General features: G+C 68.5%; 19 protein-coding genes. 10 read left to right on the forward strand and 9 right to left on the reverse strand.

Translation table 11 applies throughout. The features are described from left to right. Window positions 1-216: 216 nt before the first annotated feature. The 3 genes from BUQ68_RS07525 to BUQ68_RS07535 all read right to left on the reverse strand — a co-directional run bounded on the left by BUQ68_RS07525 (window position 217) and on the right by BUQ68_RS07535 (window position 2361). On the reverse strand, window positions 217-612 hold the full coding sequence (locus BUQ68_RS07525) for a hypothetical protein (protein ID WP_075215327.1): 396 nt from the start codon (window positions 610-612) through the stop codon (window positions 217-219). A 566-nt stretch (window positions 613-1178) separates the two neighbouring features. After that, window positions 1179-1598: a hypothetical protein gene (locus BUQ68_RS07530; protein WP_075215328.1), complete on the reverse strand. Its 420-nt coding sequence runs from the start codon at window positions 1596-1598 to the stop codon at window positions 1179-1181. A 349-nt stretch (window positions 1599-1947) separates the two neighbouring features. Then, the gene (locus BUQ68_RS07535; protein ID WP_075215329.1) at window positions 1948-2361 is read right to left on the reverse strand and encodes a hypothetical protein; all 414 of its coding nucleotides are present in this window, start codon (window positions 2359-2361) and stop codon (window positions 1948-1950) included. Window positions 2362-2763: 402 nt separating this feature from the next. Here BUQ68_RS07535 and BUQ68_RS07540 point away from each other — a divergent pair, with 402 nt between their 5' ends. Both BUQ68_RS07540 and pth read left to right on the forward strand, forming a co-directional pair. Further along, window positions 2764-3360, forward strand: a complete 597-nt coding sequence (locus BUQ68_RS07540) for a 50S ribosomal protein L25/general stress protein Ctc (protein WP_075215330.1) — start codon at window positions 2764-2766, stop codon at window positions 3358-3360. 183 nt (window positions 3361-3543) lie between these two features. Further along, window positions 3544-4323, forward strand: a complete 780-nt coding sequence (gene pth / locus BUQ68_RS07545; protein ID WP_075215491.1) for an aminoacyl-tRNA hydrolase — start codon at window positions 3544-3546, stop codon at window positions 4321-4323. Here the strand turns inward: pth and BUQ68_RS07550 are convergent. Continuing rightward, window positions 4274-5713, reverse strand: coding sequence for an alpha/beta hydrolase family protein (locus tag BUQ68_RS07550; protein WP_075215331.1), 1440 nt, complete (start codon window positions 5711-5713; stop codon window positions 4274-4276). The genes pth and BUQ68_RS07550 overlap by 50 nt on opposite strands. 143 nt (window positions 5714-5856) lie before the next feature. Between BUQ68_RS07550 and BUQ68_RS07555 the strand changes: the two genes are divergently transcribed. The 5 genes from BUQ68_RS07555 (at window position 5857) to BUQ68_RS07575 (ending at window position 11055) form a co-directional block, all read left to right on the forward strand. After that, window positions 5857-7041: an AraC family transcriptional regulator gene (locus tag BUQ68_RS07555; RefSeq protein WP_083656378.1), complete on the forward strand. Its 1185-nt coding sequence runs from the start codon at window positions 5857-5859 to the stop codon at window positions 7039-7041. Window positions 7042-7178: 137 nt separating this feature from the next. Continuing rightward, window positions 7179-9272 (forward strand): excinuclease ABC subunit UvrC, encoded by a 2094-nt coding sequence (gene uvrC, locus BUQ68_RS07560; RefSeq protein WP_083656379.1) that lies wholly within the window; start codon window positions 7179-7181, stop codon window positions 9270-9272. Window positions 9273-9740: 468 nt separating this feature from the next. Further along, window positions 9741-10313 carry a CDP-diacylglycerol--glycerol-3-phosphate 3-phosphatidyltransferase gene (gene pgsA, locus BUQ68_RS07565; protein WP_075215493.1) on the forward strand — a complete coding sequence of 191 codons (573 nt, stop codon included), beginning with the start codon at window positions 9741-9743 and terminating at the stop codon, window positions 10311-10313. Beyond that, window positions 10310-10561: a molybdopterin converting factor subunit 1 gene (moaD, locus tag BUQ68_RS07570; protein ID WP_075215333.1), complete on the forward strand. Its 252-nt coding sequence runs from the start codon at window positions 10310-10312 to the stop codon at window positions 10559-10561. The genes pgsA and moaD overlap by 4 nt, the downstream gene beginning before the upstream one ends. A gap of 5 nt (window positions 10562-10566) precedes the next feature. Next, window positions 10567-11055 (forward strand): molybdenum cofactor biosynthesis protein MoaE, encoded by a 489-nt coding sequence (locus tag BUQ68_RS07575; RefSeq protein WP_075215334.1) that lies wholly within the window; start codon window positions 10567-10569, stop codon window positions 11053-11055. A gap of 208 nt (window positions 11056-11263) precedes the next feature. Here BUQ68_RS07575 and BUQ68_RS07580 read toward each other — a convergent pair whose 3' ends face one another. Together BUQ68_RS07580 and BUQ68_RS07585 are read right to left on the reverse strand one after the other, a co-directional pair. Further along, window positions 11264-11737 carry an NUDIX hydrolase gene (locus BUQ68_RS07580; protein WP_075215335.1) on the reverse strand — a complete coding sequence of 158 codons (474 nt, stop codon included), beginning with the start codon at window positions 11735-11737 and terminating at the stop codon, window positions 11264-11266. A 61-nt stretch (window positions 11738-11798) separates the two neighbouring features. After that, entirely contained in the window at window positions 11799-12695 is an 897-nt protein-coding gene (locus BUQ68_RS07585; protein WP_075215494.1) for a branched-chain amino acid aminotransferase, read from the reverse strand. Window positions 12696-12927: 232 nt separating this feature from the next. Between BUQ68_RS07585 and BUQ68_RS07590 the strand changes: the two genes are divergently transcribed. From BUQ68_RS07590 to BUQ68_RS07600, 3 genes are all read left to right on the forward strand, one after another. Continuing rightward, entirely contained in the window at window positions 12928-13470 is a 543-nt protein-coding gene (locus BUQ68_RS07590) for a MarR family winged helix-turn-helix transcriptional regulator (protein WP_075215336.1), read from the forward strand. A 3-nt stretch (window positions 13471-13473) separates the two neighbouring features. Then, on the forward strand, window positions 13474-14190 hold the full coding sequence (locus BUQ68_RS07595) for a response regulator (RefSeq protein WP_075215337.1): 717 nt from the start codon (window positions 13474-13476) through the stop codon (window positions 14188-14190). A 174-nt stretch (window positions 14191-14364) separates the two neighbouring features. Then, window positions 14365-15765 (forward strand): ATP-binding protein, encoded by a 1401-nt coding sequence (locus BUQ68_RS07600; protein WP_075215495.1) that lies wholly within the window; start codon window positions 14365-14367, stop codon window positions 15763-15765. Window positions 15766-15808: 43 nt separating this feature from the next. Here the strand turns inward: BUQ68_RS07600 and BUQ68_RS07605 are convergent, their stop codons facing one another. The 3 genes from BUQ68_RS07605 to proC all read right to left on the reverse strand — a co-directional run bounded on the left by BUQ68_RS07605 (window position 15809) and on the right by proC (window position 18137). Further along, window positions 15809-16165: a tRNA-binding protein gene (locus tag BUQ68_RS07605; RefSeq protein WP_075215496.1), complete on the reverse strand. Its 357-nt coding sequence runs from the start codon at window positions 16163-16165 to the stop codon at window positions 15809-15811. 320 nt (window positions 16166-16485) lie between these two features. Then, window positions 16486-17190 carry a hypothetical protein gene (locus BUQ68_RS07610; protein ID WP_083656380.1) on the reverse strand — a complete coding sequence of 235 codons (705 nt, stop codon included), beginning with the start codon at window positions 17188-17190 and terminating at the stop codon, window positions 16486-16488. A gap of 128 nt (window positions 17191-17318) precedes the next feature. After that, window positions 17319-18137, reverse strand: a complete 819-nt coding sequence (gene proC / locus BUQ68_RS07615) for a pyrroline-5-carboxylate reductase (protein ID WP_075215338.1) — start codon at window positions 18135-18137, stop codon at window positions 17319-17321. Window positions 18138-18188: the final 51 nt, after the last annotated feature.

Below are 18188 nucleotides of genomic sequence, written 5' to 3' on the forward strand. Positions count from 1 at the left end.
GCCAAGACATCAGGGCCAAGACACGGGGGCCGTGACACAAGGGCCCAGAAGCGGGGGCCAAGACGCAAAGGCTCAGGCACAAGGGCTCAGGCACAAGGGCTCAGGCAAAAGGGCCGAAACAAAAGGGATACCGGCGGCCATGACCGCCGATGTCCGGACTTGTGGAGGGTCGGCGGCGAGCCGGGAGGTCACCGCAGCCGCCAATCCCCGAAGGGCTCAGACCGACGCGGCCGACCGGCGACGCCAGGCCAGGTAGCCGGCCATGGCGGCGAGCACCGGAAGACCGGCGCCGGCGGACTCGAACGGCACGGCGATCGGCGCGGTGAGGTCGGTGACCTTGTTGTCGGCGAAGTCGAAGGTGTCGCCGCCGATGATGTAGTTCGGACCGACCACCAGAACCTTCGCCAGCCAGTAGTGGCCGGTGAAGAAGCCGACGACGTTGTCCTTGTGCTTGTAGTCCGTGAAGTTGGTCGTGAAGTACGACGTCGCGAACTCGGTCAAGGTGCACCCACCGAACAGGTAGGTGTTGGACTTGACGCACGCCGCGGAGGCAGCGGACGCCGAGACCATCATGGCGCCGACAATGGCGGTCTGAAGGAGAAACTTCTTCATGAGTGAGACCTTTTTCGAAAGATAAATGCTGCAACAGCATCATTTCTTCGCGCATGCAGCAAGAAGAGTCAACGGTAAAGACATAGAGAAGATGCTATAAGTGGCTTTCAAAAAGAAATTTATACATACAAAAACAGATCGGTAGGGCGTATTTACGGTATTTTGTATGACAACACATCGCGAAAGGACCAGGCATGTTGCCGCGTGTCCGACGCCTCGGTTCCACCGGTTCTCACGGTCGACCGCTTTGATCGAGCCGTCCGCCGGACGGCCAACCCTCTTTGGCGCGGTTGGCTGACCCGCCGCGGGTCGCTCAGTCCGGTCGCGATCGCCGGCAGCCCATGGACCGAAGCCCATGGACCGGAGCCTAGGGATCGCTGCCTGTGCGGCTCCATGGTCGGCCCGGCCAACCGGTCGACGTGTCAACCGGCAAGCGGCTTCACGGGATCGCCGCCCTACCTTGCTGGCGGCCGAGATCGCTGGACTGTCGATACAGAACCACCACCGGTCCGAACCAACGGACCGATGGTGGCAAGATATCAACAGGCGAGAGGCTGGCGGGCCGTTCAGGCGGTCTTGGCGACCCGGCGGCGGGTGGCCAGGAACGCCCCCAGGACCGCGAGGCCGGCAAGGCCGGTGGCCGCGTCGCCGAACGGGACGCTGATGCTGGCGGAGGTCGGCGTGGTCACCTTGGTGGCAAAGACCGTCGCGGTGCCGGAACCCGTCGCTTCAAAGACCGTGTTCGACGTCTTCGTGATCGTGGTGCTCCACTTATGGAAGACGCCGCTCACGGCGTAGAGACCCGCCCAGGTGCTGGAGCCGGTGGAAAAGCTCGCGATGTTCGCCGGAACGTAGGTCTCGACGAAGGTCGTGAGCGTGCAACCGCCGACGGTGAACGGCGTGGCGCCCAGTGTGCAGGCCGAGGCGTTGCCGGCGGACAGGGTGGTGGCGGCGGCGACAGCGGCGCCGATCAGGAACTTCTTCATGGCCAGTCCTCACTTGCAATCACAGATAAGAGGTATGCTGGACATGGGATAACGCGAGTGCCGCATCGCGTCAAAAACATCATTTATCGTGTAAATAATAACATGCAGGCAGGTTTTCCCGCGAAGCCGCGGAAAACTGCCTGTTCACTATGACATCACATTTCTGTGTGTGGGGGGCGCTGTGTCGGTGCTCCGTGATCAGCCTGCGTGTGGGAGGGCTTCAAGGCCTATGCGGGACGACCGAGGCTTGGCCGGTCGCCTCTGCCCCGCTGAGGGGCGTGAGGAACGGCCACACGGGCGGCCGTTCCTCAAAGCCGGATCGTCGGATCCGTCGACGTCTCCGACGCGATCAGGCGGCGGCGGAAACCGAACGGTTCCGGCGCCAAGCCAGGTAGCCGGCGAGCGCCGCCAGCACCGGGAGGCCGGCGCCGGCGCTTTCGAACGGCACGGTCACGACGGACGGCGTGCCGGCCGCCCAGTTGTGCTCGATGCCAGTCACCAGGCTGGTCGCCACCGAGGTCGACTTGAAAATCACCGCGCCCCAATCGCCGAAATACGTGTCGTCCACGTAGTAGTAGCCGATCGCCGAGGAGATGCCCGGCGCGAAGCTGGAGAAGTTGGCCGGGAAGAAGGTGGTGGTGAACTCCGACAGGGTGCAGCCGAGATAGGCGCCCGAGTCGAGCACGCAGGTGGCCGACGCGGTTGAAGTGACGGCCATGGTCATCATGCCGGCGAGGGCGGTCTGCGCAAGAAGCTTCTTCATGGTCAAATACCTTCGTTAACAGAGGAGAGGCAATTTCCGTCACTTTCTCGCTGATACGTCAGTGAGAGTCAAACACATATTTACATATATATATGTTACTAAGTGCATTTCGAAGCATAGTCTGTATCTAATACTATAATCGTATAAAACAGTATTATTGATATCATCGAGCTTCAGTATTTCTTATTGGCGTGCGAACCGCAATGGGCGATTTCAGCTTGCCCGTCCGCTGTCCGCCGCTCCAGCGCCTTGCGCGTGCAAGATCCGGCGCGCTTGCATTTCCGCGCTTTTCCGGCTATCCACCGCGCGTCCGCGCCGACCCCCCTGGAGGGAGCGTGGATCGTGCGGCGGCCGGTGGGCCGCCGTCGCGTTTTCAAGGTTCCATATGCGAGGATAGCCACCATGGCTCAGACCTACGAGCTCAAGGCCTCCGCGCGCGCCCGGGTGGGAAAGGGGTCCGCCCGACAGCTGCGCCGCGAGGGATTGATTCCGGCCGTGATCTACGGCGACAAGCAGGCCCCCCTGTCGATCGCGCTCGACGCCAACGAGGTCACGAAGAAGCTCCACGGGGGCGGCTTTCTGACCCACGTCGCCACCGTCAGCGTGGACGGCGAAGCCATCCGCGTGCTGCCGCGCGACTACCAGCTTGATCCGGTGAAGGACTTCCTCCTCCACGTGGACTTCCTGCGCGTCTCCGCGTCGAGCAAGGTCACGGTGGACGTGCCGGTCCACTTCCTCAACCAGGAGACCTCGGTCGGCCTGAAGCGCGGCGGCGTGCTCAACATCGTCCGCCACGAGGTGGAGCTGGAAGTGTCGCCGGACGCCATTCCGGAGTTCATCGAGGTGGATCTGGCCACCGCCGACATCGGCGATTCCATCCACATCTCGGCCGTCACCCTGCCGGCCGGCGCCGTTCCGGTGATCAAGGACCGCGACTTCACCATCGCGACCATCGCCGGCTCCGCCGCCTCGCAGTCCGAAGCGGCCACCGAGGGCTGATCGGTCGCCGGTCGGGGCGCGATCCGGGTCCGGCTGGAGCGATCCTGAACGATCCTGTCCGGCCGCATGGCGTTCCCGGGCTTGCCTGACGAAGGGGTTCCGGCCATAGGGTCGGGACCCCTTTTCGTTGCGGCGCGTTCCCGAACGAACCGCCGTCCGTTTCTTGTCCCGCGGATGCTGCCCATGATCCTCCTTGCCGGTCTCGGCAATCCCGGCCCGAAATACGCCGGCAACCGTCACAACATCGGCTTCATGGCGGTGGACCGCATCCACGCGCGCTATCGTTTTCCGGCCTGGCGGAAGAACTTCCAGGCGGAGGTGGCGGAGGGCACGATCGCCGGCGAGCGGGTGCTCCTGATGAAGCCGCTGACCTTCATGAACGAGAGCGGCCGGGCGGTCGGCGAAGCGGTGCGCTTCCTGAAGCTCGCCCCGACCGACGTGGTGGTGCTCCACGACGAACTGGACCTGCCACCCGGCAAGCTGCGCATGAAGCTCGGCGGCGGCCATGGCGGCCACAACGGGCTGCGCTCGATCACCAGCCAGATCACCGACGGCTATCGCCGCATGCGCCTCGGCATCGGCCATCCGGGCCAAAAGGAGCTGGTGCACGGCCACGTGCTCTCCGACTTCCACAAGGCGGATCAGGCCTGGCTGGAGGCTTTCCTCGACGCGGTGACCGACCACATCGACGACGTGGTGAAGGGCGACGACCAGACCTTCGCAAACCGCATCCACCTGCTGCTGGAGCCGAAGAAGGAGCGTGGGCCGAAGCCGGAGAGGGCGGCGGGTGCCGGGGTGGGTCCGGGCGCCAAGACGGCGGCTGCGGGTGGGGCGGGAAGCCCCGCGCCGTCCGAGGGCGGGGCAGGTCCCTCCGAGGCCGCTCCAGCCGAGAAGAACGCCATGGCCAGCAGGCTCAAGGGCCTCCTCGCCGGCAAGACCCGCCCGGTCCGGCCAAGGCGGTAGGGGGCGGATCCGGGTTCGGGAGGGCGGGCCGGCGTTGCGCGCTCGAACGAAAGGGTCGGCCGGTGTCGGGTGCGTGCCGCCAGGGGTCCAGCCAACGTCTTGCGTTTGCCAGCCCCGTTCGGCCGGCTTCGCGCCGACACCCCTCACCCCAACCCTCTCCCTCAGGGGGAGAGGGCGCGCGTCGGCGGTTCGAGCGCAAGCCGGCCGGCCGGCTTGCGCACCCTCCGCTCTCCCCCACCGCCCTGCGCGCCCTCTCCCCTTGAGGGAGAGGGTCGGGGAGAGGGGTGAACCTCCCCCGCCGGCCGCTTTCGATTCCCCCCCCCCCCCCCCCCCCCCCCCCCCCCCCCCCCATCCGCTCCAGGATCGCCGCGTGCACGGCCGCCCGGTCGGTCCCCTCCGGATCGTCGCAGATCGGATCCTCGCCTTCTTGGATCAGCAGTTCGGCCGCGCCGGGCTTGCAGACCGGCAGGACGGTGAAGTGGCTGGCGGGCGCGAACTCGGCGTACTCGGCGCCCTTCATCCGGCCGGCGAGGTCGGCACCGGACGGACCCGCGTCGACCGCCTTCCAGCGGGTCTCGCGCGCGCCGAGGTTGACGATGAGGGCCGGCTTGTCGAAGGCGGCGACACTTTCGCCCGCGTAGGCGAACGGAACGGCTGGATCGACCGCGACGACGGCCCCGACGCGGATGTCCGTCTCGTCCGACTCGATCGCCTCCGGCAGCGCCGAGAACCGCACGCCGCCCTTCCTGAAGAAGGCGCACGTCGGCTCGTCCGCGCTGCCCGCCTCGCAAAACCCGCCGAACAGGTCGCGCTCGATCCTGATCCCGGCCAGTTGGAGGGCGGTCGCGCCGCCGAGCGAGAACCCCAGCGCGGTGATCCGCGAGGGATCGATGGAGGCCGAGAACACGGGATGCTCGAGCACCTGGTCGAGGGCGGCCGAGAGATCCGCGGTCCGCTCCCAGAGATCGAGCGTCCGGCGCGGCGAGCTGTCGCCGCTCGTCGTGCCCTGGTGGTTCACGGCGAGGACGACGAAGCCCGCCTGGGCGAGACCCGACGACAGCCACCCCAGGCCATCCATGTTGCCGCCGGACCCGTGCGACAGGAGAACCAGAGGATGACGTCCCGGCGCGATGGCCGCGCCGACGAAAGCCGGCGTGCCCTGGAACACCGGATTGTCACCGATCGGCACGGGGTAGGTGGACGCGGCCGCCGGATACCACACCGAAGCGGCGACCGGCGTCGGCCGATGGGCGGCCGTGACCGTGAACCGGTCGTAGCCCGCAAGGTCCTCCGCTGCTCCCGCCGGAAGCGGCAAGACAGCGGCGAGCCCGGCGGCGAGAAGGGACGGCAGCAGGCGAAGCGTGGGGACGGCGATGTCGAATACGAGCATGGGATGACCTCCAGGTCCAGGTCGGGACGACCGCCATCCGGATGCCCCGCCACCCCACACACGCGCGTCCTAGAACCGGAAAGAGGTCGACCGAAACCGGTCTTCGGTCCACGGTGCCGTCCGTTCAGTCCGGATCGCCGCCGATGCCAACCCTTCCCGTCCCGATGGTTGCGGCCATCGTCTTTGCCTTTCTCGCTCTGCGCACCCTCGTCCTTGGCGACCGGCCGCGTCCCTTCGCGCTCCTGCTCGCCGCTGTCGCGCTGCAGGCGACCCTGCTTTCCTACCACGTGTTCGCCCCGATCCGCCCGGTGACCGCGACCGCCCTGCCGCCGCTCGCCTTTCTGGTGTTCCAGGTCACTGCCGTCCGGGCTCTGGACCCCGGGCGCGACCTCTGGCATCTCGCGGTCCCCGCTTTCACCGGCTTCGTGCGGGTCACAGCGCCCGAACTGCTCGATGTCCTCATCCCGGCGGTCTTCTTTGCATACGGCGCGGCGCTGCTGATCCGTCTGCGGCCCGGCGCGGACGACCTTCCCCGCATCGCGCTCGTGAACGGCGAGCAGCCGGGCCTGATCTGGCGGCTGATCGCGGCGGCGCTGATCCTCTCCGGGATCGGGGACCTTCTGATCGGGGCCGCGATGATGACGGGCCTCGAAGAGATGAAGCCGTGGATCATCGTCGTGATGACGTCCGGCAATCTCGTCGTGATCGGGATTCTCAGCCTGTCGACGACGCTTGCCGGCGTTTCCCCCGATCCGGCGGACGACGCGGAGGAGCCGGCGCCGCAGGCCGGCCCATCGGAGGCCGACGCGGCGCTCGTCGCCGCGCTCGACGACCTTCTCCTCCGCGAAAGCCTTTTCCTCGACCCCGATCTATCGCTCGCCCGGCTGGCGCGGCGGCTCCGCCTGCCGGCCAAGACGGTTTCCGCGGCCGTCAACCGGGCGACGGGCGAGAACGTGTCCCGCCACATCAACGGTCACCGGATCCGGCACGCCTGCGTCAGGCTCGACGCCGGAGACAGCGTGACGGCGGCCATGCTGGCGAGCGGCTTCAACACCAAGAGCAACTTCAACCGCGAATTCCTGCGCGTCACCGGCGTCGCACCGTCCCACTGGCGTCGGTCGGCAGGGGAGCGGGCGGGCGGCGGCTTTTCGTCTGGAAACAATGGCCGGCGTCGCGCCGACACCCCTCACCCCAACCCTCTCCCTCAAGGGGAGAGGGGGCGCGTCCCGGAAGGGGCGACGGACATCGCATCCGCCGCCAACGGTTATCACCCGAACCTCCGCCGGTCCCCCTCTCCCCTCGCGGGAGAGGGTTGGGGAGAGGGGTGAACCTCCCCCTTCACCCACCCACCCCACCCCACCCCATCCCCCCGCGCAATCCCCATCGCGTCGCCCTATATTCCCCTGACGCCGACTGACGCGAATCGACTGCAAGAAGAGGGCGGAACGCCCCGGACCGGTGAGGCATGACTCAATCCATCGCCCCGAACGCAATCCGGCTCGACCCGGAGACGGCCGAGGCCGCCGCCGAGGCCGGCGCGGCGCTCGCGCCCATCGCCGGCGGCAACGACGACGCGCTCGCGCCTCTGGAGACGGAGGAGGCGGCCGTTGTAGAGCTGTCCGACGAGGAGGTGGCGGCCATCGAGGCGGAGGGCTCCGATCTCGACCTCGACGGCAACGAGGGCCGCAAGGGCGTCGCCGTCATCGCCGCCATGGTGAAGCTGCTGCCGAACGCGCCCGGCGTCTACCGCATGCTGAACGCGGCCGGCGACGTGCTCTACGTGGGCAAGGCCCGCTCGCTGAAGAAGCGCGTGGCCAACTACGCGCGGCTCGGCCAGCTTCCCACGCGCATCGTCCGCATGGTGCAGCTCACCGCCACCATGGAGTTCGTGCGCACCGGCACCGAGACCGAGGCGCTGCTCCTCGAGGCCAACCTCATCAAGCAGCTCCGGCCGCGCTACAACGTGCTGCTGCGCGACGACAAGAGCTTTCCCTACATCCTCATCGCCGAGGACCACGACGCGCCGCAGCTGGTCAAGCACCGGGGTGCGCGCAGCCGCAAGGGCCGCTACTTCGGCCCGTTCGCCTCGGCCGGGGCGGTGGGGCGCACCATTAACGCCATGCAGAAGGCCTTCCTGATCCGCACCTGTTCGGATTCGGTCTACGCCAGCCGCACCCGGCCGTGCATGCTGCACCAGATCAAGCGCTGCGCCGCGCCGTGCACTGGCGAGATCCACCTTGCCGACTACCGCCGGCTGGTGGACGCGGCCGAGACCTTCCTCTCCGGCAAGAGCAGCGCCGTGAAGACCGACCTCGCCGCCGCCATGAGCGACGCCGCCGAGGCCATGGACTACGAGCGCGCCGCCGTCTACCGCGACCGGCTGGCAGCGCTCAGCCACGTGCAGGGCCACCAGGGCATCAACCCGCAGAGCGTGGAGGAGGCGGACGTGTTTGCGCTCCACCAGGACGGCGGCCAGCACTGCGTGCAGGTCTTCTTCTTCCGCACCGGGCAGAACTGGGGCAACCACGCCTTCTTCCCGAAGGCGGCCGCCGGCACCAGCCCGGCGGAGGTGCTGACGAGCTTCCTCGCCCAGTTCTACGACGACAAGCCGGTTCCGCGCCTGATCCTAGTCAGCCATGACCTGCCGGAGATCGAGCTCCTCGCCCGCGCCCTTTCCGAGAAGGCCGAGCACAAGGTGGAGGTGGCGGTGCCCCGGCGCGGCGAGAAGAAGGAGCTCGTCGACCACGCGGTGCAGAATGCCCGCGAGGCGCTCGCTCGCAAGCTCGCCGACACCTCCTCCCAGGCCAAGCTCCTGGAAGGCCTCGGCAAGGTGTTCGGGCTCGACGGCATTCCGAAGCGCATCGAGGTCTACGACAACTCGCACATCATGGGCACCAACCCGGTCGGCGCCATGATCGTCGCCGGCCCGGGCGGCTTCGTGAAGACGCAGTACCGCAAGTTCAACATCCGCTCCGAGGAGATCACGCCGGGCGACGACTTCGGCATGATGCGCGAGGTGATGACCCGCCGCTTCTCCCGTCTCCTCAAGGAGCACGGCAGCCGCGACGCCGCCCCGCGCGACGAGGAGGGCTTCGGCCCGTGGCCGGACCTCGTCCTCATCGACGGCGGCCAGGGCCAGCTCAACGCCGCCAAGACGATCCTCACCGAGATCGGCCTTGCCGACATCCCGATGGTGGGCGTCGCCAAGGGCCCCGACCGGGACGCCGGCCGGGAGCGCTTCTTCATCCCCGGCCGGCCCGACTTCATGCTGCCGACCCGCGACCCGGTGCTCTACTTCATCCAGCGCATGCGCGACGAGGCGCACCGCTTCGCCATCGGCAGCCATCGGGCGCGGCGAACGAAGCAGATCGCACAGGGCGGCCTGCAGGAGATCCCGGGCGTCGGTCCCACCCGCAAGCGCGCCCTCCTCAACCACTTCGGCACCCTCAAGGCGATCCAACGCGCCGCCCTCAGCGACCTGGAAGCCGTCCCCGGCCTCAGCACCGCCACCGCGAAGGCGATCTACGACTACTTCCGCGAGGGCGACGGCAACGCTTGAGGGAGGGTCGTCCGGCGACGGCGGCTCACCCCTCACCCCAGCCCTCTCCCTCAAGGCGAGAGGGGGCGCGTCGAGGGAATGAGAGCCGACGCGCCTAACTGGTCGGACGTTCCTTCTCCCGAACCACCTCCGATCCCCCTCTCCCCTTGAGGGAATGAGTTGGGGTGAGGGGGAACTACCCACGCCCGACGATCATCACCCCCACGCCCTTGCTCCCCACCCACTTCACCCGCCACCCTCTGACTGCCGACTGCCGACTGCCGACTGCCGACTGCCGACTGCCGACTGCCGAATCCCTCCGCGGCCGACCGCCGCATCGCCCCCCTCGGTCATCACACCGTCTCGGTTCTGGTCGATGCTGCCGGATCGGGTCAGTGTCGGCCATGCCTCCCCCGACAGGGGTCGGTCTTGCCCTGCAACCCTTCGGCATGCCATGGAACGTCGATGTCCGTCGCCCACAACAGCGTGATGCAAACCGCTCTCTCGCTCCCCAACATCCTGACCTACCTGCGCATCCTGGCGGTGCCGCTGGTGGCTGCCTCCTTCTATGTGGAGGGGGATGCCGGGCGCTGGCTGGCGGTCGGGGTCTTTCTCGGGGCCTCCATCACCGATTATTTCGACGGCTATCTGGCGCGCGCCTGGAAGCAGCAGTCGGCGCTCGGCCGCATGCTCGACCCGATCGCCGACAAGCTGCTCGTCTCCGTGTCGCTGCTGGTGCTGACCGGCGACGGCACCATCGGCGGCTGGTCGCTGTGGGCCGCCGTCATCATCCTGATGCGGGAGATCTTCGTGTCGGGCCTGCGCGAATTCCTGGCGGAGCTGAAGGTCAGCGTGCCGGTGACGCGGCTCGCCAAGTGGAAGACGACCATCCAGCTCGTCGCGATCGGCTTCCTTCTGGCCGGTCCCGCCGGCGACAAGCTGGTGCCGGGCATCAACGACACGGGCCTCATCCTGCTCTGGACGGCCGCGCTGGTGACGCTCTACACCGGCTATGATTATTTCCGGGCGGGGGTCGGCTACCTGATGGAGGACGACCGGTGAAGCTCGTCTATTTCGCCTGGGTGCGCGAGCGCATCGGGCTTTCGGAAGAGACGGTGGATGTCCCGGACCATGTGGTGACCGCCGGCGACCTCATCCGCTGGCTCGCCGGCCGCGGCGACGCCTACGCCCACGCCTTCGAGGCGGCGGCGCAGATCCGTGTGGCGGTCGACCAGGAGCACGTGCCGCAGGACGCCCCGCTCGGGCCCGCCCGCGAGGTCGCGCTCTTCCCGCCCATGACGGGGGGCTAGCCGTCATGGCGGTCGACGAGCCGGCGCCGGTGCCCGCCCAACTCGACGTGCGCGTCCAGGCCGCCGATTTCGACGTCGGCGCCGAGATCGCCCGCCTCCATGCCGGCCGGACCGACGTCGGCGCGGTGGCGAGCTTCGTCGGCCTCTGCCGCGACGAGGGCGGCACGCTGGCCGCGCTGGAGCTGGAACACTACCCCGGCATGGCCGAGATGGAGATCCGCCGCGTGGCCGAGGCGGCGCTCGCCCGCTGGCCGATGCTGACCGCCGTCACCGCCATCCACCGCCACGGCCGCATCCCGCCCGGCGACCGCATCGTCCTCGTCGCGGCCGCCTCGCCCCACCGCACCGCCGCTTTCGAGGCCGCCGAGTTTCTCATGGACTTCCTGAAGACCCGCGCTCCCTTCTGGAAGAAGGAACACCGCCTGGACGGCACCGAAGGCGCCTGGGTCGCCGCCAAGGACACCGACGACGCGAAGGCGGACCGCTGGCGATAGGGCCGGTGTTTGCGCCTGCGCCCCCACTGGCCCCGCCCCACCACGCTCCACGTCGTCCCGGCGCAAGCCGGGATTCAGCCGACGCGAGAACGGGGATGTGGGCGCGGATGATCCGCCTGACGGTTGGATCCCGGCTTTCGCCGGGATGACGCCGTCGCTTAGGGGGACGGCGAAGAGGCCACAGACTGTGTCATCCCTCTCGGCACGGTCACGCCTCGTCGATAGTCGGGAACTTGCCGCTTTCGACAAGCGCGGCTAGGCCGGTCGGATAGAACTCGAGGCCGGCGCCGGCCACTTCGGCGAGGCTCATCCATCGGGCCCGGCCCGGTACGTCGCCTTCCAGAAAGGGAATCGCCCCGTCCGGCCCTGGCGGTGGCAGGCCGACGAGGTCAACGCAGGCCACGAAAACGATCTCGTGACCGATCGCGCCCTCGTGGTCGAAGATGTTCTCGATCACGGCCCAGCCACCCTGGAGGGTGGTGATCGCTCCCAGTTCCTCAGTGAATTCGCGGAGGAGGGCCGTCTCACGCGTCTCGCCGAACTCCACGCTGCCGCCGAGCGGCCGGACGCCCTTCGGTGTACCGTCGTTGCGCAGCACGTCGGCGACGAGATAGCGGTTGCCGCGGCGGGCGAGGCCGAGCACTTTGACTCGCAGGCTCTGAGGCGGGGTCCAGGGTGTCATGGCGGGAACGAGGCCGGACGGATGGAGTCGGCCGCCCGTGGGCGTCCGGCTCCGCTCCTGATCACTCCGCCGCGGCCGCCGCTTCTTTCGGCTGCACCTCGGCCATGTACGCGTTCATCAGCGTCTCGCTGATGGTCGCCGGCGTGAAGCGGTGGGGGCCGATTTCGGAGACCGGGGTGACCTCGGCGGCGGTGCCGCAGATGAAGCATTCGGTGAAGGTGGAGAGCTCCTCCGGCATGATGTGGCGCTCGATCACCGCGATGCCGTGGCGCTTGGCGAGTTCGATCACGGTCTGCCGGGTGATGCCGTTGAGGAAGCAGTCGGGCGTCGGCGTGTGGAGGGCGCCGTCCTTGACGAAGAACATGTTGGCGCCGGTCGCCTCGGCCACGTAGCCGCGGTAGTCCAGCATCATGGCGTCCGCATAGCCCTTGGCCTCGGCGGCATGCTTGGAGATGGTGCAGATCATGTAGAGGCCGGCGGCCTTGGAGCGCGAGGGCGCCGTCTTCGGGTCCGGCCGGCGGTACTCGGCCATGTCGAGGCGGATGCCCTTCAGCCGCTCTTCCGGCTTGAAGTAGCTCGGCCATTCCCACACCGCGATGGCGAGGTGGATGGTGTTGTGCTGGGCCGAAACACCCATCATCTCCGAGCCGCGCCAGGCGATCGGGCGCACGTAGGCGTCCTTGAAGCCCATGCGCCGGAGGGTCTCGGCCTTGGCGGCCTCGATCTGCTCCACCGTCCAGGGGATGGTGAAGCCGAGGATGCGGCCGGACTCCAGGAGGCGCTCGGAATGCTGGCGCGACTTGAAGATGGTGCCGCCGTAGGCGCGCTCGCCCTCGAATACGGCGCTCGCATAGTGCAGGCCGTGAGTGAGCACGTGCACCTTGGCGTCCTTCCAGTCGACGAATTCACCGTCGAACCAGATGACGCCGTCGCGGCTGTCGAAGGGAACGCTGGCCATGATGGTCTCCAAAGGGGTAGCGCCCGTCGAGAAGGGCGGCGGGCGGAAGGCCCCGGGCGGATGGTCGGCGCGGTCGGCGGCCCTGTAAAGGACAGCGCTGGTGACCTAGCTTTGCGTCCGGCGAGGCGAGACTGTAAGATTCGTATACGATGGCATCGCCCGTTGGTGCGGTGCGATATATCCTGTCGTCCGAACGGCCAGATCAGTAACAATCGAACCCAGATAAGTCAATATGGCTGACGTAAATTTCGTGCCGCGGCCGGTGGTCGCCCCCGCGGCCGCCCGGGTCGGCCCGGCGGACTCCGCGGCGCCGCTTCCGGATCTCGACTTCGAGCTGATCGAGCTGATGTTCTTCGCCTACCGGGATTTCGTGGCGGAGCCGGACCAGACCCTGGCGGCCATCGGCTTCGGGCGGGCGCACCACCGGGTGCTGCATTTCGTCAACCGCCAGCCCGGTCTTCGGGTCACCGACCTTCTGGAGACGCTGCGCATCACCAAGCAGAGCCTCGGCCGGGTGCTGAAGCAGCTGATCGACGACGGCTATGTGGAGCAGACGCCCGGCGCGGTGGACCGCCGCGAGCGCCTGCTCGCCCCCACCGAGAAGGGTCGCCGGCTTGCCCTCGATCTCGCCGGGCGCCAGCATGCGCGTCTGGAGGCGGCGCTCGCCGACTTGCCGGCGGAGGGGCGCGACCACGTGCGCGGCTTCCTCAGCCGGATGATCGACCCGGCGCCCCGGGCCGGTCTGGTCGCCCTCGACCCCGCAGAGGAGAGCTGACCCATGGCCCCGGCGCCCGCCAAGGCGATCCCGTCCGATGACGCGGCCCACGTGCTGGTGGTCGACGACGACAGCCGGATCCGCCAGCTGCTCGCCAAGTATCTCGGCACGAACGGCTTCCGCGTAACGGGCGCCGCCGACGCCAGCGAGGCGCGGCAGAAGCTGTCCGCCATCGACTTCGACCTCCTGGTGCTCGACGTGATGATGCCGGGCGAGGACGGCCTGTCGCTTGCCGGATCGCTGAAGCGCACCTCCGATGTGCCCATCCTGCTCCTCACAGCCCGGGCCGAGGCGAGCGACCGGGTACGGGGCCTGGAAACCGGGGCGGACGACTATCTGACCAAGCCGTTCGAGCCCCGCGAACTGCTGCTTCGCCTCAACAATCTGCTGCGGCGGCGGGCCGGCGCCGACGCGCGGCCGGGAGCCGTGGAACGCATCGGCTTCGGCCGCTTCGTGTTCGACGTGAAGCGGGAGGAATTGCGCGACGGCGACGAGGTGGTCCGGCTGACCGACCGGGAGCGCCAGCTCCTCACCCTATTTGCCACATCCCCGGAAGGCACCGTCTCGCGCGAGGCGCTGGCCGGACCGGAGGCGGGGGTCGGCGAGCGCAGCGTCGACGTGCAGATCAACCGCCTCCGGCGCAAGATCGAGGACGACCCGGCCAATCCCATCCACCTGCAGACGGTGCGCGGGATCGGATACCGGCTGCGGTTCGACTGATCGGAGCCCGCCATGCCGCCGCTGCGCGACCGCGCCGATCATCCCCGTCCGCCGCCCGTCGACGACCCACTCGACCCGGCAGACGGCGATCCGGCGTTCGGCGAGACCGCACCAGCGGCGACGGATGGAGATCCGGCCGAGGCGACGGCCGAGCAGGGTGTCGTCGGGCGGGTGCTGACCGCCAGCGACGACGGCATGCGGCGGGTGCGCGAGGGCCTGCGGCGCATCACCCCGACGCCGCTGATCGCCGCCTGGCAGTGGCTCGGCCGCGCGGTCAACCGAGCCATGCCGAAGGGGCTGCTCGGCCGGTCTTTGCTCATCATCGTGGTGCCGATGGTGATCCTGCAGTCGGTGGTCGCCTACGTGTTCATGGATCGGCACTGGGAACTCGTCACCGGCCGCCTCTCCGCCGCCGTGGTGCGCGACATCGCCGCCATGGTGGACCTGATCGACCGGGCACCGCCCGGCACGGACATCGCCGGCCTGCTCGAGATCGCCGGCCGGCGCATGAACCTCGACATGGAACTGTTGGCGCCCGAATCGCTGCCGCCGCCACCGCGCGAGCAACTGCTCTTCAACCTCCTCGACCAGACGCTGTCGCGCCAGATCGAAGCGCAGCTGAACGTGCCCTATTGGATCGACACGGTCGGCCAGTCCGACTTCGTGGAGATCCGCCTCGTCATCCCGCAAGGGGTGCTGAAGGTGATCCTCGACCGGGGCGACGCCTACGCGTCCAACTCCCACATCTTCATCGTCTGGATGGTCGGCACGGCGCTCGTGCTGATCCTCGTGTCGATCATCTTCATCCGCAACCAGATCAAGCCCATCCAGCGGCTCGCCAACGCCGCGACCGCCTTCGGCAAGGGGCGGCCGGTGGGCAATTTCTCGCCCCAAGGCGCCCGCGAGGTGCGCCGGGCCGCCCACGCCTTCATCGAAATGCGCCGCCGCATCGAGCGCCAGATGGAACAGCGCACCACCATGCTGGCGGGCGTCAGCCACGACCTTCGGACCATTCTCACCCGCTTCCGCCTGGAACTCGCCTTCCTGCCGGAGGACGAGGACACAGAGGCGCTGCGCCGGGACGTGGACGAGATGGAGGCCATGCTGGAGGCCTACATGGCCTTCGCCAAGGGCGACGCCGACGAGGCCGCCCAACCGACCGACGTGGAGGCGACGTTGCGCGACGTCGCCGCCCGGGCCGCCGCCGAGCCCATCCCGGTGGCCTTTGCCGGCCCGCCGGTCGTCACCGTCAAGCCCGGCGCCTTCCGCCGCCTCGTCGGCAATCTCGTCGGCAATGCGGTTCGCTATGGTGGATCGGTTTCGGTCGACGCGGAACACCGGGACGGTTGGCTGACCATCCGGGTCGACGACAACGGTCCGGGCATTCCGGAGGACCAGCGGGAGCAGGTGTTCCGGCCCTTCTACCGCCTCGACAGCGCCCGCAACCAGGACACCGCCGGCACCGGCCTCGGACTTGCGATCGCCCGGGATATCGCCCGCGGCCACGGCGGCATGGTGCGCCTGGAGACGAGCCCGGCCGGTGGCCTCCGGGCCCTGGTGCGGATCCCGGGGTGAGGGAGAGTAGCCGCGGGTGCGACCCGCTCCTCCGGTCCCCGCGTCAGAACAGCCGGCCGCCGAGCGGGACCTCGTGGCCCGGGCCGATCAGCACCACGGCGCCGGCCTCGTCCGGGACGCCGAGGGTCAGCACTTCCGACATCATGGGGCCGATCTGGCGCGGCGGAAAGTTCACGACCGCCAGCACCTGCCGGCCGACGAGGGCCTCCGGCGCGTAGTGGACCGTGATCTGGGCGGACGAGCGCTTCACGCCGATCTCGGGCCCGAAGTCGATCTTCAGCTTGTAGGCGGGCTTGCGCGCCTCCTTGAAGACCTCGGCCTCGAGGATGCGCCCGACCCGGATGTCGACCTTCATGAAATCGTCGAACTGGATAGGCGCAGTCGGCCCGGCGTTGTCCATGCGATACTCCCGGAAAAAATGGATGGTCGTGCGAGCCGTGCCGATCCGGCAGGCGAGGTTTGCAGAATACGCAGAGCGGTTCATCCAATTGGTGGATGCAGCAGGAATATCCTGCTGGCATTCTCCAACCCATTGCAAGGCCGTTGATTTCACGACTCGTCGGAGTGCCCGCGTGTTTCATGGGTGGCTCCGAGAGAACGGGCGCAAGCTCGGCATTCGACCTCCGGAGGCCGGGATCCGTGTCTCGTCACGGATCCCGGTTCCTTCATGTCAGGTCGGTTCCTGAACAGCAGAGCACGCGCCAGTCTGTCGGCCTTCGATCAGATGCCTTCGCCAGCCGTCGCTACGTCTCCGGCGTCCGACCCGGCGGGACGGGTCGTTCCCTTTTCGCGACGGTCGCGACGCCGGAAGGCCGACAGGCGATCGTCCAGGCTGCGAAGGCCGGCCCAGACCCGGTCGGCGGTGTCCAGGTAGCGCTCCCCGCGAGAGAGTTCCTTGTCGAGCGTCATCATGGTCTTGGCGAGCCCTGGATCGGTGTCGTCGATCCAGGTGTCGAGCGTGCGCGCCCAGGCGATCGCAACGCCCTGCACCTTCAGCCGGCCGAACCCGCCCGCCGTGCCGATCCGGGCCGAAGCCAGCATGAAGCCCATGGACCGGACCGCCAGACCATTGAGCGCCAGGGCCGTGCCGGGCTCCGCGCGGGCCGATCGGATGAGCGAGCGGATCGCCTCCTTGTAGGGCGCCAGAGCGTCGAGACGGCGCATCAGCACGTCGAACAGGCGTTCGCGGGCCGGTTCGTCGCCCATCTCCGGATCCTCGCTCGCAAGGACGGTGGTGTCGATGCGTTGCACGAAGGCCTTCAGAATGGCGAAGCGACCATCGAAATGCTGGCGCATGTCGGCGAGCGTCACACCCGCGTCTGAAGACACGTCCGCAAGCTCGATCTCCGAGAAGGGCTGGGTGGCCAGCCGTCCCATCAAGGCGTCGACGATCCGGTTGCGTTGGGTTTCGGCCTTGGTCGCCATGGCATGTCCTTTGTCGGTGCGCGCGGCACCTTGTCTGCGATCAACATAGGGTGCGGTCCGCCTGCCGAAAAGGCGTCGACTTCCGATCGGAGGCCGCAGGCCAGCGGCTCCGATGCGTGCCAGCAGGATCAGCCGAGTTCGCGGCCGCGTCTGGCCGCCGCCGCGACCGCGTCGGTGAGGATTGGCAGCAGGCCGTCGTCGGCCATCAGTACGGCAAGGGCGGCGGCGGTCGTTCCGCCGGGGGACGTCACGTTCTGGCGGAGGGTCGCGGCGTCGAGCGGGGAGGCGGCGAGAAGCGCCCCGGCGCCGGCCACGGTCTGGCGCGCGGCGAGCGCCGCCACGTCCGGCGGCAGACCCGCCGCCTCGCCGGCCTTGGCCAGATACTCGGCGAGCAGGAACACATAGGCAGGACCCGATCCGGAAACGGCGGTCACCGCGTCCATCAGGCTCTCGTCGTCGATCCAGGCGGTGCGCCCGACCGCGTCGGTGAGGGCGGTCACCACCGTCCGGTCCGCCGCGGTGACGGCCGCGTTGCCGACCGCCACCGCCATGCCCTGGCCCACCTGAGCCGGCGTGTTCGGCATCACGCGCACGATCGGCCCGTCCCCGAGCCCGGCCGCAAGCGTGGCGATCGTGGTGCCGGCGGCGACCGACACCACGATCGTGCGCGGACCGACAAGCGGCTTCACGGCCGGCAGCACCGTCGCCATCGACTGCGGCTTGACGGCGAGCACCAGGACGGCCGGGGTCACGTCCACGTCGGCCGCCGTCGATGCGTGCCGCACGCCGTGGCGGGCGATGAGGTCCGCCATGTCGCCCTGGATGCCCGGGTCGACGATCACCGTGTCGGGGCCGGCCAGTCCATGATCCAGCCACCCCGCCAGCATGGCACCCCCCATCTTGCCGGCACCGACGAGAACGAGGGGCTTCAGGGAACGGAGCGGCATCGGGACAACCTCTTCTGGATGGTGACGAGACGCGAGCCGCCGTCTTCGGGG

This window comes from Mongoliimonas terrestris, from assembly GCF_001927285.1.
In the GTDB taxonomy this organism is placed as follows: Bacteria; Pseudomonadota; Alphaproteobacteria; order Rhizobiales; family Pleomorphomonadaceae; genus Chthonobacter; species Chthonobacter terrestris.

Coding starts and splice junctions, on each gene's coding strand:
- BUQ68_RS07525 (WP_075215327.1), bottom strand. CDS start 612: ATGAAGAAGTTTCTCCTTCAGACCGCCATTGTCGGCGCCATGATGGTC.
- BUQ68_RS07530 (WP_075215328.1), bottom strand. CDS start 1,598: ATGAAGAAGTTCCTGATCGGCGCCGCTGTCGCCGCCGCCACCACCCTG.
- BUQ68_RS07535 (WP_075215329.1), bottom strand. CDS start 2,361: ATGAAGAAGCTTCTTGCGCAGACCGCCCTCGCCGGCATGATGACCATG.
- BUQ68_RS07540 (WP_075215330.1), top strand. CDS start 2,764: ATGGCTCAGACCTACGAGCTCAAGGCCTCCGCGCGCGCCCGGGTGGGA.
- pth (WP_075215491.1), top strand. CDS start 3,544: ATGATCCTCCTTGCCGGTCTCGGCAATCCCGGCCCGAAATACGCCGGC.
- BUQ68_RS07550 (WP_075215331.1), bottom strand. CDS start 5,713: ATGCTCGTATTCGACATCGCCGTCCCCACGCTTCGCCTGCTGCCGTCC.
- BUQ68_RS07555 (WP_083656378.1), top strand. CDS start 5,857: ATGCCAACCCTTCCCGTCCCGATGGTTGCGGCCATCGTCTTTGCCTTT.
- uvrC (WP_083656379.1), top strand. CDS start 7,179: ATGACTCAATCCATCGCCCCGAACGCAATCCGGCTCGACCCGGAGACG.
- pgsA (WP_075215493.1), top strand. CDS start 9,741: ATGCAAACCGCTCTCTCGCTCCCCAACATCCTGACCTACCTGCGCATC.
- BUQ68_RS07575 (WP_075215334.1), top strand. CDS start 10,567: ATGGCGGTCGACGAGCCGGCGCCGGTGCCCGCCCAACTCGACGTGCGC.
- BUQ68_RS07580 (WP_075215335.1), bottom strand. CDS start 11,737: ATGACACCCTGGACCCCGCCTCAGAGCCTGCGAGTCAAAGTGCTCGGC.
- BUQ68_RS07585 (WP_075215494.1), bottom strand. CDS start 12,695: ATGGCCAGCGTTCCCTTCGACAGCCGCGACGGCGTCATCTGGTTCGAC.
- BUQ68_RS07590 (WP_075215336.1), top strand. CDS start 12,928: ATGGCTGACGTAAATTTCGTGCCGCGGCCGGTGGTCGCCCCCGCGGCC.
- BUQ68_RS07595 (WP_075215337.1), top strand. CDS start 13,474: ATGGCCCCGGCGCCCGCCAAGGCGATCCCGTCCGATGACGCGGCCCAC.
- BUQ68_RS07605 (WP_075215496.1), bottom strand. CDS start 16,165: ATGGACAACGCCGGGCCGACTGCGCCTATCCAGTTCGACGATTTCATG.
- BUQ68_RS07610 (WP_083656380.1), bottom strand. CDS start 17,190: ATGGCGACCAAGGCCGAAACCCAACGCAACCGGATCGTCGACGCCTTG.
- proC (WP_075215338.1), bottom strand. CDS start 18,137: ATGCCGCTCCGTTCCCTGAAGCCCCTCGTTCTCGTCGGTGCCGGCAAG.